The organism is Pseudonocardia autotrophica (assembly GCF_003945385.1).
Classification (GTDB): Bacteria; Actinomycetota; Actinomycetes; order Mycobacteriales; family Pseudonocardiaceae; genus Pseudonocardia; species Pseudonocardia autotrophica.
Map to the genome: position 1 here is coordinate 2,637,553 of NZ_AP018920.1, position 15,919 is coordinate 2,653,471.

At 71.3% G+C, this 15,919-nt stretch carries 16 protein-coding genes; 6 read left to right on the top strand and 10 right to left on the bottom strand.

What is annotated here, in order from left to right; translation table 11 throughout:
* The first annotated feature begins 63 nt into the window (after positions 1-63).
* The 3 genes from Pdca_RS12520 (at position 64) to Pdca_RS12530 (ending at position 2,453) form a co-directional block, all read left to right on the top strand.
* Positions 64-912 (top strand): SDR family oxidoreductase, encoded by an 849-nt coding sequence (locus Pdca_RS12520; RefSeq protein WP_085914862.1) that lies wholly within the window; start codon positions 64-66, stop codon positions 910-912.
* Between the two features lie 220 nt (positions 913-1,132).
* Complete coding sequence (locus Pdca_RS12525; protein ID WP_085914861.1) at positions 1,133-1,774, top strand: LysE family translocator; 642 nt, start codon at positions 1,133-1,135, stop codon at positions 1,772-1,774.
* Positions 1,775-1,973: 199 nt separating this feature from the next.
* A complete protein-coding gene (locus Pdca_RS12530; protein WP_085914860.1) occupies positions 1,974-2,453 on the top strand; it encodes a hypothetical protein in 480 nt (159 codons plus the stop codon).
* Positions 2,454-2,566: 113 nt separating this feature from the next.
* On the opposite strand, the gene nuoH is transcribed toward Pdca_RS12530, so the two are convergent.
* The 4 genes from nuoH to Pdca_RS12550 form a co-directional block, all read right to left on the bottom strand.
* Complete coding sequence (gene nuoH / locus Pdca_RS12535; protein ID WP_125911377.1) at positions 2,567-3,811, bottom strand: NADH-quinone oxidoreductase subunit NuoH; 1,245 nt, start codon at positions 3,809-3,811, stop codon at positions 2,567-2,569.
* Positions 3,808-4,389 (bottom strand): TetR/AcrR family transcriptional regulator, encoded by a 582-nt coding sequence (locus Pdca_RS12540; RefSeq protein WP_085911291.1) that lies wholly within the window; start codon positions 4,387-4,389, stop codon positions 3,808-3,810. Before Pdca_RS12540 ends, nuoH begins: the two co-directional genes overlap by 4 nt.
* 103 nt (positions 4,390-4,492) lie before the next feature.
* Complete coding sequence (gene tgmC / locus Pdca_RS12545; RefSeq protein WP_197719976.1) at positions 4,493-5,701, bottom strand: ATP-grasp peptide maturase system methyltransferase; 1,209 nt, start codon at positions 5,699-5,701, stop codon at positions 4,493-4,495.
* On the bottom strand, positions 5,698-6,039 hold the full coding sequence (locus tag Pdca_RS12550) for an MvdC/MvdD family ATP grasp protein (RefSeq protein WP_085911293.1): 342 nt from the start codon (positions 6,037-6,039) through the stop codon (positions 5,698-5,700). Before Pdca_RS12550 ends, tgmC begins: the two co-directional genes overlap by 4 nt.
* A 146-nt stretch (positions 6,040-6,185) precedes the next feature.
* Here Pdca_RS12550 and Pdca_RS12555 point away from each other — a divergent pair, with 146 nt between their 5' ends.
* Together Pdca_RS12555 and Pdca_RS12560 are read left to right on the top strand one after the other, a co-directional pair.
* Positions 6,186-7,205 carry an LLM class flavin-dependent oxidoreductase gene (locus tag Pdca_RS12555; protein WP_085911294.1) on the top strand — a complete coding sequence of 340 codons (1,020 nt, stop codon included), beginning with the start codon at positions 6,186-6,188 and terminating at the stop codon, positions 7,203-7,205.
* A gap of 109 nt (positions 7,206-7,314) precedes the next feature.
* Positions 7,315-7,584, top strand: coding sequence for a hypothetical protein (locus tag Pdca_RS12560; RefSeq protein ID WP_197719977.1), 270 nt, complete (start codon positions 7,315-7,317; stop codon positions 7,582-7,584).
* Between the two features lie 6 nt (positions 7,585-7,590).
* On the opposite strand, the gene mraY is transcribed toward Pdca_RS12560, so the two are convergent.
* Positions 7,591-8,658, bottom strand: coding sequence for a phospho-N-acetylmuramoyl-pentapeptide-transferase (gene mraY / locus Pdca_RS12565; RefSeq protein ID WP_085911509.1), 1,068 nt, complete (start codon positions 8,656-8,658; stop codon positions 7,591-7,593).
* Positions 8,659-8,837: 179 nt separating this feature from the next.
* Between mraY and Pdca_RS12570 the strand changes: the two genes are divergently transcribed.
* The gene (locus Pdca_RS12570; RefSeq protein ID WP_085911295.1) at positions 8,838-9,491 is read left to right on the top strand and encodes a TetR/AcrR family transcriptional regulator; all 654 of its coding nucleotides are present in this window, start codon (positions 8,838-8,840) and stop codon (positions 9,489-9,491) included.
* A 27-nt stretch (positions 9,492-9,518) separates the two neighbouring features.
* Here Pdca_RS12570 and Pdca_RS12575 read toward each other — a convergent pair whose 3' ends face one another.
* Genes Pdca_RS12575 through Pdca_RS12595 form a run of 5 tightly spaced genes read right to left on the bottom strand, consistent with a single transcriptional unit; the run spans position 9,519 to position 15,912 of the window.
* Positions 9,519-10,544, bottom strand: coding sequence for an LLM class F420-dependent oxidoreductase (locus Pdca_RS12575; protein WP_085911296.1), 1,026 nt, complete (start codon positions 10,542-10,544; stop codon positions 9,519-9,521).
* A complete protein-coding gene (locus tag Pdca_RS12580) occupies positions 10,541-12,316 on the bottom strand; it encodes an acyclic terpene utilization AtuA family protein (protein ID WP_085911297.1) in 1,776 nt (591 codons plus the stop codon). Before Pdca_RS12580 ends, Pdca_RS12575 begins: the two co-directional genes overlap by 4 nt.
* Entirely contained in the window at positions 12,313-13,158 is an 846-nt protein-coding gene (locus Pdca_RS12585; protein WP_085911298.1) for a TIGR03084 family metal-binding protein, read from the bottom strand. Before Pdca_RS12585 ends, Pdca_RS12580 begins: the two co-directional genes overlap by 4 nt.
* A 2-nt stretch (positions 13,159-13,160) precedes the next feature.
* Positions 13,161-13,922 (bottom strand): enoyl-CoA hydratase/isomerase family protein, encoded by a 762-nt coding sequence (locus Pdca_RS12590; RefSeq protein ID WP_085911299.1) that lies wholly within the window; start codon positions 13,920-13,922, stop codon positions 13,161-13,163.
* Between the two features lies 1 nt (position 13,923).
* A complete protein-coding gene (locus Pdca_RS12595; RefSeq protein ID WP_085911300.1) occupies positions 13,924-15,912 on the bottom strand; it encodes an ATP-binding protein in 1,989 nt (662 codons plus the stop codon).
* Positions 15,913-15,919: the final 7 nt, after the last annotated feature.

A 15,919-nucleotide genomic window follows, 5' to 3' on the forward strand; every position in this document is an offset into this window, starting at 1 on the left:
CCCGACGAAGGTGACAGGACTACGTGGCTCTGCCTTCCCGCGACCATCGGAGACGACGGCGTCATGTCTGAACGCGCCCCCACCGACACGAACGGCGTGCACGGTCGAGATCCGCACCCACTGCGGGGTCGCACCGTGCTCGTCACCGGCGCCGGTCGACGGGGCGGGATCGGCCACGCGATCGCGAGCCTGGCGGCCTCCTACGGCGCGAGCACCGTCCTGCATCACTTCCAGCCTCATGACGAGGCCCAGGAGTGGGGTGCCGACGATCTCGATGCCGTCGTCGAATCGGTCCGGCGCCACGCCCTCGACGACGCCGTCGTTGCGGAGATCAGTGCTGATCTCGCTGACCCCCACGGACCCGCGCGCCTCATGGTTGCCGCTGCCGAACTGGTCGGGCACGTCGATGTGCTGGTCTGCAATCATGCGCTGACCGGGGAGGACGGGCCGCTGGGTGGCGTCACGGCGGAGCAGCTGGATGCCCACTGGGCGGTCGACGCACGTTCGTCGATCCTGCTCGCGCAAGCCTTCGTCCAGCAGCACGACGGCCGGCCCGGTGGCTCGATCGTCTTCATGACCTCCGGTCAGGAGCTCGGGCCGCTGCCGGGGGAGATCGCCTACGCAGCGGCCAAGGCGGCGATGGCCGGGATCACCACGACGATCGCGGACGAGCTCGCCGACCTCGGTATCCGCGTGAACACCGTGAACCCCGGTCCGGTCGACACCGGATACCTGACCGACGACATGTGGCGGCTCGTCGCGCCGATGTTCCCCTTCGGTCGCTACGGACGTCCGGACGACCCGGCCCGGTTGATCGTCTGGCTCGCCACCGACGAAGCCGCCTGGATCACCGGACAGACGATCAACACCGAAGGAGGGTTCGGGCGTTGGCGGCCCCGTGGTCCCTCCTGACCTTGCTGTCCCTCGGCCGGACCGCGATTCACCGGACGTCTGGCCGTGCAGCTCGCGTCCCACAGCCCTGGAAGTGGCCATCGAGGGCCACGTGACGCGGCGGAGTCGGCCCTGCTGCGAGCGCCAGATCGCCGGACACCGCTCTCCCGGCCCATCGACAGGGCCGCGCGACGTGTGCTGATCTGACGACGGTTGCTCGACGAAAGCGAGGGAGGTCTCGGTGTCCGGAACGGCCCTCGCGACCTGGACCGTGGTCGCGCTGCTCGGCGTCATGACTCCCGGAATCGACACGAAGCTGGTCCTCCGGCACACGATCCTCGGCGGAGGGCGCAGCGGCCTGGCCGTCGTCGGCGGCATCGCGGCGGGCTGCCTGGTGTGGGCCGGCGCGAGCCTCGCCGGCCTCACCGCCCTGCTCGCGGCCTCGACCGTTGCCTACGACATCGTGCGCATCGCCGGAGCCTGCTACCTCGTGTGGCTCGGCCTCTCGGCGATCTGGAAGACGCTGCCCCGGAATCGAACCGCGACCGGCGACAGGCTGGACGCGGTCGACGTGAACGGGCTGACCGTCCGCAGCGGGCTGCGGGCCGGGTTCTTCACCAACCTGTTGAATCCGAAGGTCGGGGTGTTCTACATCAGCTTGCTGCCCCAGTTCATGCCCGTGGGGCCGGCGGCCACAGCATGGGGTGCCCTGCTGGTCGCGATCCATCTGGCCGTCAGCTTCGTCTGGTACCCGGCTCTGATCGCGATCGCGGCACGGGTGCGCGGAGTTCTGCTGCGTGACCGGGTACGCGCAGGGCTCGAGCGCGTCACCGCCGTGGTCCTGATCGGCGTCGGCGTCCGGCTCGCCACGGAGTCCCGGTAGCGCCGTGTCTCGGAACTGCGGCTCCTAGCCTGTCGGCGCAACGGTCTCACTCGTCCGCCTGCTGACGCCTCGGGGTGAGGCATGCGTTGGGGTCTCACCTGACGTGGTCGTGCCACTCCGATGCCTGATACCGGCGTATAGCGCTGGCTGAATACGGTTCCGAGGGACACGCTCCCCAGCGTCGAGTCGGGAGCGCGCGTTGGCAGGCAAGGGTGGCCGCAGCAAGTTCAGGGAGCTCGGGGCGCTCGCCCTCATGGCCGGCATCCTCTACGTCGTAGTCGATCCCCTCTACGGGCCGGTGATCTACACCCTGCTCGCATGCAGTCTTCTGATGATCTGGGTCCTGTTCATCATGCCGACCAAGTGCGGCTACGACCTCGGTCCGCGAGGGTGCGCCAATCCGGTTCGAGGGAAGCTCAACGGCTGCCACTACCACGACGACCTCAAGCGCGACGCGCTCTTCGCCGCGATGCGGATGCGTAATCCCGGCCAGTACTTCCGGGTCAAGTGGAACGACGGTTCCACTCCCAGGGGGCGCACCTGGGGTGCCGCCTCGATTCCGCCGTCGTCGGCTGTGGAACGGTCGAATGCCCGGCAAGGGAGTTACGACATGGTGATGTTGTTGATCACCGCCATCGGATCGGTGGCAGGTGTGCTGGCGCTCTTTCTCGCGGACTGAGGACGACGACGGCGCCTGCCTCCCGGCCACGCACGGCAGGCTTCGTCGTCCGGCGCTCAGCGCCCCGGTGGGGGAGTCCTCGCCACACCGATGGCCGGGGCGGGGGCGAAAATCTATTCCACGCGGCGGCCGGGTCGCTCGGTCTCCTGCCGCATTCGTGGCGAGTCGGGGACCACCAGGTCCAGCGGCGGGACGGGGTAGTCCGAGGCCGGTTCGACCGGCGGCGGCTCCGTCTGCCGGTCGGGCAGCAGGAGCGCCACCACCGCGACGACGCTGAGCGCGAACCCGATCAGCGACAGCAGCAGTACATAGTTGTCCGAACCGGTGCCGAGGAAGGCGCGGATGCCGAAGATCGCGACGATCCAGACCAGCATCACCGGGACCAGGACCTTCCAGCCCAGCTTCATGAACTGGTCGTAGCGGAACCGGGGCAGGGTCCCGCGCAGCCAGATGAACATGAACAGGAACAGCAGGGTCTTCAGGATGAAGGCCACGAACTGCATCCAGCCGTACTCGTTGAGGAAGCTCAACGGCCACGGCCACATCCCGCCACCGAGGAACAGCGTCACCGCCATCGCCGAGACGGTCACCATGTTCACGTACTCGGCGAGGAAGAACAGCGCGAACTTCAGCGACGAGTACTCGGTGTGGAAACCGCCGACCAGCTCGGACTCGGCCTCGGGCAGGTCGAACGGCGCCCGGTTGGTCTCGCCGACCATCGCGATCACGAACACCACGAAGCTCGGGAACAGCAGCCAGACGTACCAGCCCTGTGCCTGTGCCCCGACGATCGTCGCGGTGGACAGCGACCCGGCGTAGAGCACCACACCGACCACGGCCAGACCGAGCGCGATCTCGTAGGAGATGACCTGGGCGGCCGAGCGCAGCGAGCCCAGCAGCGAGTACGGCGAGCCGGACGCCCAGCCACCGAGCACGATGCCGTAGACACCGATCGAGGAGCAGGCCAACACCACCAGCACGCCGACCGGGACGTCGACCAGCTGCAGCACCGTCTGCTGCCCGAAGATCGTGACCTCACCGCCGAACGGGATCACCGACAGGGCCACGAACGCCGGGATCGTGGAGATGATCGGGGCGATGAAGTAGACCTTCTTGTCGGCCATCGCCGGCATGATGTCTTCCTTGAACGCCAGCTTCAGCGCGTCGGCGAGGCTCTGCAGCCAGCCACCGGGGCCGGTCCGATTCGGACCGGGCCGGTGCTGCATCCGGCCGACGGCCTTGCGCTCCCACACGATCATGAACATGGTCAGGAGCAGGCCGAGCACGAACAGTCCGACGACCTTGGTCAGGATCAGCCAGATCGGGTCGTCGGCCAGCAGCTGTTGGGCCGGGGTCATGTCCGTAGCGCCCGACCGAACGTCGCGACGTGCTCGTCGATGTGGTGCTCGACATCCACGTCGGGGGAGACCGCGACCAGCTCCATGAGGCCGTTGAGCGCGTGGCGCAGGGTGAGCGCCATCAGGTGGACGTCGAACTGCCGGAACTGCCCGGCCTCCTGTCCCGCGGCGAGGATCTGCCCGACCACGTCCAGCTCGAGATCGTGAACGTCGACGCCGTAGCGTCGAGACCCGTCCGGTCGCCGGTGGCTCGCCCAGATCTCCCCGGAGGCGAGGACGGCCGTCGGGTGCTGCACCGCGAACCGCGCGTTGCCCTCGATGAGTCCGGTGATCTGCCCCGCCGGATCCTCGTGCGCCACGACGAACGGTTCGATGAACTCGCCGGCCCGCCGGAACACGTCGCTGAAGACAGCTTCGATCAGCTCGTCCCGGTCGGCGAAGTGATACGAGATCATCCGGGTGCTGGACACGCCGGCGCGGTCGGCGATCCGCGCGAACGACGCTGACGACAGCCCGACCTCGGCGATCACCTCCATCGTCGCAGCGATCAGCTGCTGACGCCGGGCTTCCTGCGTCACGCTCCGGTCGTCGGTCCTGCTTGTTACTCGCACAGGTCAATTATTACTGAGCTGAGTAATCGTGTCCATCGAGAAGTGCGCTCGGGCCGGGTGCGACCCGCCGTTACGGGCACCACCCGTCGGACGCATCGGCGTCGGTCGGCCAGGTGCGCGGGCCGTCGGGGTCATCGAGCCATACCCGGCGGCCACCGGGGACGACGGTGATCCCGAAGCGGGTCCGGTCCGGGGCGCCGAGCGCGAGCCACTGGTCATGGGCGTCCTCGATCAGATCCCACAGCTGCCGGGGCCCTGCCTGCTCGACCTGGTCGGTGGCGGGATCGCGGTAGGCCCATGACCCGTCGGGGTGTACGAGCCACTGCACGGTGCCGTCGTCACGGTGCAAGGTCACGCGGGCGATGCCCGGGTACCGCAGAGCGGCGAGCACGGCCCAGCCGGGAGCGCGATCGGGGACGATCGCGGGGAGGCGCGCTGTCCGCGTCCGCCCGTCGGGGCCGGTCGCGGCGGCCCGCAGCAGCTCGTCGATCCGCGTCGGGACCTCGGTGCGGGTGGGCATGAAGTGCGCGTCGTCGGGCGTGAGGTGCCCGTGTGCCGCACCGTGGTCGTCGACGACCAGACGCACCATGATCCCGGCCCCGAGGCCGTCGTTCAGGCTGGCGACGATGATGCCGCCGGGCCGGGTCTGGGCAACCCAGGCCGGCGGGACCGCCGTCGTCCCGTAGGTCGCGATGACTCGATCGAACGGCGCCCGCTCCGGCACACCGGCGGCCCCGTCGCCGACGGCCAGGCTGGGCCGGAGCCCCTGTTCGTACAGGACGTGGCGGGCGTACTCGGCAACGACGGGGTCGTACTCGACGCTGGTGACCAGGTCGGCTCCGAGGCGGTGGCACAGCAGCGCCGTGTTGTAACCGGTGCCCGTGCCGAGCTCGAGGACCTGGTGCCCGTCTGCGATGTCGAGGGATTCGAGCATGCCGGCCATCAGGCTCGGCTGGGAGCTCGACGACGTCACGGTCCCGAGGACCGGCCCGTGGTCACGGGCGTGGTCCCAGCGGGTGTCGTCGGCGTCGAGCTGGGTCGTGATCGCCTGATCGTCGTAGACGAGGTCGAGCCATCGCGGATCGTCGGAGCCGATGGCCTGGTGAGCGCTGCGGTCGGAGGTGAAACCGAACGCCCGCGGCACATACAGATGCCGCGGCACCGTCTCGAAGGCGACGCGCCACTCAGGGCTCCGCAGCCAGCCGCCGTCGGCCAGGGTCCCGGCGAGATCCCGGCGCCGGGCATGGGTGGGGTCGGGGCCCATCGGCTCGGATCTCATCGCTGCTCCCGGGTCAGGGCGTCGGCGATCGCGGAGACTATCGGGGCCCCGGTGGCATCTTCGAGCCACGCCCACTGCCCGTTGGGGTTCACCTCGAGAAACGTCCATCGCTCGTCGTGGTCGACGACGAAGTCGATCGCGGCGAACCGCAGATCGAGCGCGGCCATCAGCGTCGTCACCGCAGCGCGGACGTCGTCGGCGACCTCGACGAGGCTGTAGCGCAGGCTCGGGTAGTCGCGGCGCCAGTCCTGCTGCGCAGCGACGGACCCGGCGTCTATCCGGACCGCGAACATCGCCGTGTCCACGACGGTCAGCCGGATCTCGTACTGCTTGGCCACCCACGCCTGGAACAGGTGCGCGGTCCCGGTGACGCTGTCGTCGATCTCGTCGGCGGTGACCCGGTTGGTGTAGGTCAGCTTGTGCGACCGCCACGTCCCGGGTTCCCGGCCGGAATATGGGACATCGCGCCGCAGTTACTTGCACCATGAAGAAGATTGGGTTCCTGTCCTTCGGGCACTGGTCCCCGTCCCCGCAGTCCGAGGCGCGCTCGGCGTCCGACACGCTGTTGCAGTCGATCGAGCTCGCCGTGGCGGCGGAGGAGCTCGGCGCCGACGGTGCCTACTTCCGGGTGCACCACTTCGCCCGGCAGCTCGCCTCGCCGTTCCCGCTGTTGTCCGCGGCCGCCGCCCGGACCAGCCGGATCGAGCTCGGCACCGGTGTCATCGACATGCGCTACGAGAACCCGCTGTACATGGCGGAGGACGCCGGCGCCGCCGACCTGATCTCCGGCGGCCGCCTCCAGCTGGGGCTGAGCCGCGGATCCCCGGAGCAGGTCATCGACGGGTACCGCTACTTCGGGTTCGAGCCTGCCGAGGGCTCGACCGACGCGGACATGGCGCGCGAGCACACCCGCCAGTTCTTCGAGGGGATCGGTGGTGAGGGGTTCGCCCGGCCGAACCCGCGTCCGATGTTCCCCAACCCGCCCGGGCTGCTGCGGATCGAGCCGCACTCACCGGGCCTGCGGGACCGGATCTGGTGGGGCGCCGGAAGCAGGGCGACCGCGGAGTGGACCGCCGAGCGCGGGATGAACCTGATGAGCTCGACGCTGCTCACCGAGGACACCGGCGTGCCGTTCCACCAGCTGCAGGCCGAGCAGATCCACCGTTTCCGGGCGGCCTGGGACGCGGCCGGGCACCAGCGCGAGCCCCGGGTCTCGGTCAGCCGCAGCATCTTCCCGATCGTCAACGACCTCGATCGGCAGTTCTTCTGGCGGGATCGGCACAGCACCGACCAGGTCGGTCACATCGACGGCGGCGAAGCCCGGTTCGGGCGCACCTACGCGGGTGAGCCGGACAAGCTCGTCGCGGAGCTGGCCGAGGACGAGGCGATCGCCGCGGCGGACACGCTGCTGCTGACCGTCCCCAACCAGCTGGGTGTCGACTACAACGCGCACGTGATCGAGAGCGTGCTCACCCACCTGGCGCCGGAGCTGGGCTGGCGCTGATCGGGGGGATGGCACCGGTCGGTGCCGGAGGGGACGGTCCGGGCCCAAGGGGAGATTCCACGGGAAATCCTGATGACCGTCCCCGTCCCCGGGCGCCACAGTTGCGGGCATGACCATGGACGCGACCCAGGGGCCGGCCGGCGTGTGGGAGCTCCGGATCGGTGTGTTCTGCACGACGGAGCAGGCCGAGCAGCTGACCGAGAAGATCCAGCTGATGCTCTGCCCGGATCCGATGCACCGACCCCCGTGCCCGATCCCGTGGTCGTCGGCGCACTGGCAACTCGATGACCAGGAGGCCGCCGAGAACTACCCGGAGCTGATCGAACAGGCGCGGATCGAGCAGCCACCCGGCGGGCCGGTCCCGGCGCCGGGGGAGTAGCCGGGCTCACGCTCCGACGAGACCGAACCACTCGTTGAAGAAGACCCCGAGGCCGAGAGCTGCGCAGATGACCCCCAGCAGCCAGAACCGGATGATCACCGTGGTCTCGGCCCACCCGCCGAGCTCGAAGTGGTGGTGGAACGGCGCCATCCGGAACATCCGCCGTTTGACCGTGCGGAACACCAGGATCTGCAGCGACACCGACAACACCTCGACGACGAAGACCCCGCCGATCACCAGCAGCAACAGCTCGGTGCGCGTGACGATCGACAGGCCGGCCAGCAGGCCGCCGAGTGCGAGCGAACCGGTATCGCCCATGAAGATCCCGGCCGGGGCGGCGTTCCACCACAGGAAACCGATACAGGCACCCATCGCGGCGGCGGCGACCACGGCGACGTCGAGCGGATCGCGGACCTCGTAGCAGCCGGCGGCCGCGCCGGCCGAGCAGTCGTTGCGGAACTGCCAGAAGCTGATGATCACGTACACCCCGAGCACCAGGGCCGAGCTGCCGGCGGCCAGCCCGTCGAGGCCGTCGGTCAGGTTCACCGCGTTCGACCAGGCGTAGATGATCACGTTGGCGAGGACCACGAACCCGACCGCGCCGAGCGACCAGAACGCGATGTCCCGCACGAACGACAGGTACGGCGAGCCCGGGGTCGTCCCCGCACCGTCGGCGAAGCGCAGCGCGAGCACGGCGAAGATCGTCGCGGTGAGGAACTGGCCGATCGTCTTGCCGGTCTTGTTCAGGCCGAGATTGCGTGCCCGGACGATCCCGATGAAGTCGTCCAGGAACCCTACGATCCCCAGGGCCGTGGTCAGCCCGAGGACCAGCAGCGCCGACGCGGTCATCGGTTCGCGGGTCACGGCATGCGCGACGAGGTAGCCCAGCCACAGGGCGAGCAGGATCGCGACGCCACCCATCGTGGGTGTGCCCCGCTTCGACCGGTGGGTCCGCGGGCCCTCCTCCCGGATCTCCTGGCCCAGGCCTTGGCGGGCGAAGAGCCGGATCAGGTACGGGGTCAGCAGGATCGAGACCGCCAGCGCCACCCCGGCTGCGATGAAGACACCCTTCACGGACACACCCCCCGGCGGGGATTCTTCCCTCCACGCAGGTGATCTTGTGAGTGGCCCACGCCAAGTCCGGCGAGGTCCGGGCCTGCACGGCGCGAACGTGCGGAGCTACCGCGCGGGCTGCCGGTCGGCCGAGCCGGCGTGTGTCATGGTGGTGCACGGCAGGCGGGCGAGGAGGAGCGGTGGCGCAGGAACGTGGGCCGCGGCGGCGCGATCCGGCTCGCAAGACCCGGATCCTGGGTGCGGCGGCGGAGCTGATCTCCCGCAACGGGTATCACGTGGTCGGGATGGCCGACATCGGCACCGCGGCCGGCATCGTCGGGTCCGGCATCTACCGCCACTTCCCCAGCAAGGGATCGATCCTGGCGGCCCTGCTCGGGCAGGTCATGGCGAAGCTGGGGGACGGCGCGTCGGCGATCGTCGAGTCGGCCCCGGACGACCGGGCCGCGGTGACCGAGCTGGTCCGCAATCACGTGCGGGTGGCCGTCCAGGACCGCCGCATCCTGCAGGTCTACCACCGCGAGGCGCGCAACCTGCCGGACGACGACCTGCGCAGGCTGCGCCGCTCGCAGCGGCACTACATCGAGGAGTGGGTGGCGGTCGTCGCGCCGCTGCGTCCGGACCTTCCCGATGCCGAGGTGCGGGTGCTGGTGCACGCCGCGATCGGCAGCGTGCAGAGCATCCTGTTCCACAACTCCGGCCTGCCCGTCGACCGGCTGTCCGCGCTGCTCAGCGGCGCCGCGCACGCCGCTCTCGGAGTCGAGCCCGCGGCGGACACGGGCTGCGAGCGGGTCGCCCATCCCGAGGTCGTCGAGGAGCTCGAAGAGGGCGCGTGACGCGCCGGGCCCGGCCCGGCCGGCCCGTCAGAGCAGGGCCTTCGCCACGATCTCCAGGTCCTCGGGCAGCCCCTGGACGGCCAGCGAGTCGACCACGGTGCCCGACCAGCGCGCCAGATCCTCGCGGATCTTGCCCACCGGCCCGATGAGCGCGATCTCCTCGACCAGCGAGGTGGGGACGGCGGCCGCGGCAGCGGCCTTCTCACCCCGCAGGTACAGATCCTGCACCCGGGCCGCCGTCTCGGCGTGGCCCATCCGGACGAACACGTCGTGATGGAAGTTCGCGCCCCGCGCGCCCATGCCACCCATGTACAGGGCGAGATCGGGCCGGATCCGGTCGGCGGCGCGTTCGATGTCGGTGTCCACCACGACCGGCAGCGTGCAGACGACCTCGAAGTGCTCCGGACGGCCACCGCGGCGGGCGAAGCCCTCCTCGAGCGCGGTCCGGTAGAAGTCGTCGAAGGCGGGGGAGAAGAACATCGCATGCCAGCCGTCCGCGATCTCGGCGGCGAGGGCGATGTTGCGCGGGCCCTCGGCGCCGAGCTGGATCGGCAGGTCGGGGCGCAGTACGTGCAGCGAGCTCCTCAGCGGTTTGCCCAGCCCGGTGCCGCCGCGCAGCGGGAGCTGGTGGAACTCGCCGTCGTGGTCGAGCGGCTGCTCACGGGCCAGCACCTGCCGTACGACGTCGACGTACTCCCGGGTCCGGGCCAGCGGACGGGGGTAGGCGACCCCGTGCCAGCCCTCGGAGACCTGCGGGCCGGACGCGCCGAGCCCCAGCACGACCCGGCCGCCGGAGAGGTGGTCCAGCGTCGTCGCCGTGGTCGCGGTGGCCGCAGGGGTGCGGGCCGGGATCTGCGCCACGGCGGTCCCGAGCCGGATCCGGCTGGTCAGCGCCGCGGCGTAGGCCAGCGGCGTGAACACGTCCGAGCCGTAGGCCTCGGCGAACCAGAGGCCGTCGAAACCCAGGTCCTCGATCCGCCGGACGGTGTCGGCGAAGCCCGCCGGCACCCCCCGGAAGAAGTGCCCGGCGTTGATGCCCACCGGTGGCGTCACGAGTGCCGCTCCGGCTCCGGCAGCAGGGTGGCCGGGATGTCGACGAGACGGCTGCGCAGGTACTCGCCGAGCCCCTTGGCCTGCGGGTCGGGCCGGGTGGTGGACGCGACGCCCGCGTCCAGGATCCCGACCACGACGAAGTTCAGCGCGCGCAGGTTCGGCAGGTCGAAGCGGCGGATCTCCAGCTCGGCCGCCTCCGGGATCAGCTCGCGGACACGCTCGACGGTGAGGTGGGCGCGGAGCCACTCGTACTCGGCGTCGGTGCGGGTCCACACCCCGATGTTGGCGTTGCCGCCCTTGTCGCCGGAGCGGGCCGCCGCGATCTCGCCCAGCGGCAGCCGCCGGGTGGGCCCGCCGGTGGGCGCCGGTGTGACCAGCTCCGCCGGGGCGGGGATCTCGGCGGTGAGCGGGCTGTGCGGCACCGGCTTCGTGCTGCCGTCGGGCAGTGTGACCAGGTGCTGCACCTGCGCGGCCGGCACCAGGGTGGGCCAGTAGACGCCGAAGGCGCTCTCGGCCGACGGCGGGGTGGTGGTGTGGAAGCCGGGATAGCCGCCGAGCGCGAGCTCCATGGTCGTGTTGGAGAAGGCACGGCCGACCTTGCGCCGGTCCGGGTCCTTCACGGTGACCCGCAGGTGCGCGGTCGCCTGTGCGTTGGTGGGCGCGTCGGGGTGGTCGAAGCGCAGCAGCTGGATGTCGAGCTCCTCGAACCGGTCCGCGCCGCCGAGCAGCTCGGTCAGCTGCTCCGACGCCCAGGCCGCCTTCTCCTCGATCTTCGTGCCGGTGAGCACCAGCGTCATCGTGTTGCGGTAGCCGCCCTCGTAGTTCAGGGCGACCTTGAGCCGGTCGGTCGGCGCGCTGCCGCGGGCGCCCGAGATGCGCACCCGGTGCTCGCCGTCCTGGGTGAGCCTCAGCGAGTCGAAGTGCGCCACGGCGTCCGGCCCGGGATAGGCGGGCTCGCCGATCTCGTAGAGCAGCTGCGCGGTGACCGTGCCCGGCGAGACGAGCCCGCCGGTGTCCGCGTGCTTGGTGATCACGCTGGAGCCGTCGGCGGCGACCTCGGCGACCGGGAAGCCGGGATAGCGGCGGTCGGTGACCTCCTCGAAGAAGGAGTAGTTCCCGCCGGTGGCCTGCGGGCCGCACTCGATGACGTGGCCGGCGGCCATCGCACCGGCGACGGCGTCGAAGTCGGTGCGCTCCCAGCCGTGCCACCAGGCGGCGGGCCCGACGACGACCGAGGCGTCGGTGACCCGCCCCGTCACCACGATGTCGGCCTCGGCGCGCAGCGCCTCGGTGATGCCCCAGCCGCCGAGATAGGCGTTGGCGGACACCGGATCCACCCCGGCGTCGGCCAGCGCGACGCCGGTGTCGAGGTGCGCCAGGGAGTGTCCGGCGGCCTGGATGTCGTCGAGCCGCCCGATCAGGTCGTCGCCGTGCACGTAGGCGATCCTCGGCGACAGCCCGAGGCGCTCCGCCAGCGCGGCGAGGTCGGTGGCCAGCCCCGCCGGGTTGAGCCCGCCCGCGTTGGACACGATCTTGATGCCGCGGTCCAGGCAGGAGCCGAGGACATGCTCGACCTGGGTGAGGAAGGTCTTCGCGTAGCCGCCGGCCGGGTCCTTCTGCCGGGCCTTGTACAGGATCAGCATGGTCAGCTCGGCGAGATAGTCCCCGGTCAGGACGTCGATCGGCCCGCCGTCGACCATCTCGCGGGCCGCCGCGATGCGGTCGCCGTAGAAGCCGGAGCAGTTGCCGATGCGCACCGGTGCGCGGGTCATGCGGATCCTCCTGCGGGTGTCCGGGGCGGAGTGGGGAAGGCCGCGGCGACGGCGCCGGGGGCGCGCCCTGGGCCGGGCGGGTTGGCGAAGGTCTGGGCGATCGAGATCCACTCGGCGGCGACCGGCCCGGTCGTGGCCACGTCGGTGTCGTCGCGGTGCCTGCGCTGGGTCGCGACCAGGCAGAAGCCGAGCGCGGAGCCGGTGACCCGGTCGGCGGCGTCCGCCGGGCCCCAGGTCCACAGCGCGCCGGAGGGGGCGGCCAGCTCCACCCGCACGGGCGCGTCCGGGATCTCGCGGCCGTTGTTGCGGAAGGTGAAGCCGAAGGTCTGTATCCCCAGGTGGGCGACGTGGCGCAGTCGGTCGGTCGGTTCCCGGAGCATCCCGAGCGCGTCGGCGACGTCCTGGCCGTGCGCCCAGGTCTCCATCAGCCGGGCGGTGATCGAGGACAGGGCGCTCATGTCCGGCCCGTACCAGGGCAGCCGGGTCTTCGGCTCGATGCCGCGGAAGGTGCCGACGAGCGCGTCGCGGGCCCCGGCGAACCAGGCCCGGACCTCCTCGGCGCCGAGCCCCGCGTGGTCCGCGGCGATCCGGTCGGGAAAACCGGGCCCCGCCTCCAGCAGCGCGGCGGCCCGGGTGCGGAAGGTGTCCGGGTCCACCGCGGCCAGGGTGGCCGCCTCGTCGAAGTAGGCGAGGTGGGTGAGTTGGTCGCGGATGCTCCAGCCCTCGGCCGGGGTGGCGGCGCCGATACCGGCGTCGTCGAGGTCGGCGACCATCGCCCGGACGACCGCGCTCTCGGCCTCGAGGTCGTCGAGGAGCGCATCCATGGACACCGCTGCTGCCATGGTCAGACCCCCTGCCAGACGGGGGCACGCTTCTCCCGGAACGACAGCGGACCCTCCTGCGCGTCCTGCGAGAGGTAGACCGGCTCCCAGATCTCCTCGGCGCGCTCGTAGGCCTCGGCGCGGGTGTGGCTCGCCGACAGGTACGCCGTCCGCTTGGCCGCGAGCACCGACAGCGGCGCGTTGGCGGCGATCCGCTCGGCCAGCTCCTGGGTGTGCGCGCGCAGCTCGGCGGCCGGCACCACGTCGTTGACCAGGCCGTAGCCCTGCGCCTCGGCCGCGCCGATCGGGTCGCCGGTGAGCAGAATCTTCATCGCGACCCGCGGCGGGACCAGCCAGGACAGCGGTGCCGCCCACGGCGATCCGCGGCCGATCTTCACCTCGGACACCGCGAACCGGGCGTGCTCGGCGGCCACCACGAGATCACACTGCTGGGCGAGCAGGAACCCGCCGCCGTAGGCGATCCCGTTGACCGCGGCGATCGTCGGCTTGGGGACGTCGATGTTGCGGCCGAGCTGGGGCAGGAAGTCCGGTGGCGGGACCTGCAGGGCTACGTCGTTCATCTCCTTGAGATCACCGCCCGCGCAGAACGCCTTCTCGCCCGAGCCGGTGAGCACCAGGACCTTGGCCGAGCCGTCGGCGTTGAACCGGTGGACGCCGTCGAACAGACCCTCGCGGACGGCCTTGCTCAGGGCGTTGCGTGCCTCGGCCCGGTCGATCGTCAGCCAGGCGACGCCGTCGGTCACCTCGTAGGTCACGTCGCTCATGTCAGGCCTCAACCTCCTCGATGACGGCGAGGATCTCGCCGGACTCCACGGTGTCTCCGACCTGAACACTCAGCCGGGCGACGGTGCCCGCCACCGGCGCGCGCACCGAGTGCTCCATCTTCATGGCCTCGAACACCACGATGACGGTGCCCTGCTCGACCTGCTGCCCGGCCTCGGCCGCCACCCGGACGACGGTGCCGGGCATGGGCGCGAGGAGCGAGCCGGGGGCGGCATCGGTGCCGGGCTCGGGCAGCCGCGGCCGCTCGGTCAGCGTGCTGGCGCCGAGCACGCTGTCCACGTACACGGTGTCGCCGACGCGGTGCACCCGCACGGCGCGCCGCACGCCGCCGACCCGCAGGTCGACCCGCTCCGGGCCGGCGCCGAGCACGGCAGGCTCGGCGAGCGCGGTCCCGTTCACACCGGCCTCGAGCGTGCCGCGGCCGAGCCGGTAGGACACGTCGAGGTCGGTGTCGCCGATCCGGTACTCGGCGTGCTGCGAGGCGCTGCGAACGTTGCGCCAGCCGGTGGGCACGGGCCGCTGGACCCGCGCCCCGTCCCGACGGCCGGACTGGTCGGCCAGTGCCGCCGCGAGGGCGTGCACGGCGAGGGTGGACTCCGCCGGGGGACCGATCAGTACGGCGGGCTCGTGCCGGGTGAGATAGCCGGTGTCGGTCCGCCCGGCCAGGAACTCCGGCTCGCGCAGGATCGCGACGAGCAGGTCCCGGTTGGTGACCGGGCCGTGGATCTCGGCCTCGGCGAGCGCCCGCGCGAGCTTGCGGGCCGCCTCGGCGCGGGTGCGCCCGTGCGCGATCACCTTGGCCAGCATCGGGTCGTAGTGCGTGCCGATCACCGAGCCGTCCCGGACGCCGGTGTCGACGCGCACGCCGGGCAGCGCGGGCACACTGAAGCGGTGCACGGTGCCCGAACCGGGCAGGTAGTCCTGGCTCGGGTCCTCGGCGTAGAGCCGGGCCTCGATCGCGTGGCCGGTGATCGTGGCGCCGGTGACCTCCGCGGGCAGCGGCTCGCCCTCGGCGACCGCGATCTGCAGGGCCACCAGGTCGAGGCCGGTGATCTCCTCGGTGACCGGGTGCTCGACCTGCAATCGGGTGTTGACCTCGAGGAAGAAGAACTCGCCGGTCTGCGCCATCACGAACTCGACGGTTCCGGCGCCGGTGTAGCCGATCGCCGCGCCCGCCGCGACCGCCGCGTCCCCGAGACGGGTGCGCAGCGCCTCGTCGACGGCGGGGGAGGGGGCCTCCTCCACGATCTTCTGGTAGCGGCGCTGGATCGAGCACTCGCGCTCGAACAGGTGCACCACGGTGCCGTGGGTGTCGCCGAAGATCTGCACCTCGACGTGCCGCGGGTCCTCGACGAAGCGTTCCAGGAACACGGTGCCGTTGCCGAAGGCCGACGCGGCCTCGCGACGGGCCCCGGTCACGGCGTCGAGCACGTCGGCGGCGGAGCGGACGATGCGCATGCCGCGCCCGCCGCCACCGAAGGCTGCCTTGACCAGCAGCGGGTAGCCGATGCCGTCGGCGAGGGCGGAGACGGCAGCGGAGTCGATCTCCTCGGCGTCGTCGATCGTGGCGCCGGGCAGGACGGGCACCCCGGCCTTCTCCATCAGCTCCTTCGCCGCGATCTTGGAGCCCATCGCCTCGATGGCCTCGACCGGCGGGCCCACGAAGGTGATCCCGGCATCGGCGCAGGCGCGGGCGAACTCCGCGTTCTCGGACAGGAACCCGTAACCGGGGTGGATCGCGTCCGCGCCCGTCAGGCGGGCGGCCTCGATGATCCGGTCGGCGCGCAGGTAGGTCTCCGACGGGGCGGCGCCGGGGAGCCGCACCGCCTCGTCGGCGGCCTCGACGAACAGCGCGTCGGCGTCCGGGTCGGAGTGGACGGCGACGGTGGCGATGTCCAGCGCGCGGGCCGAGCGGATGATCCGCTCGGCGATCTCGCCGCGGTTGGCCACCAGCAGCTTGTGGACGGTCATTCCCTGC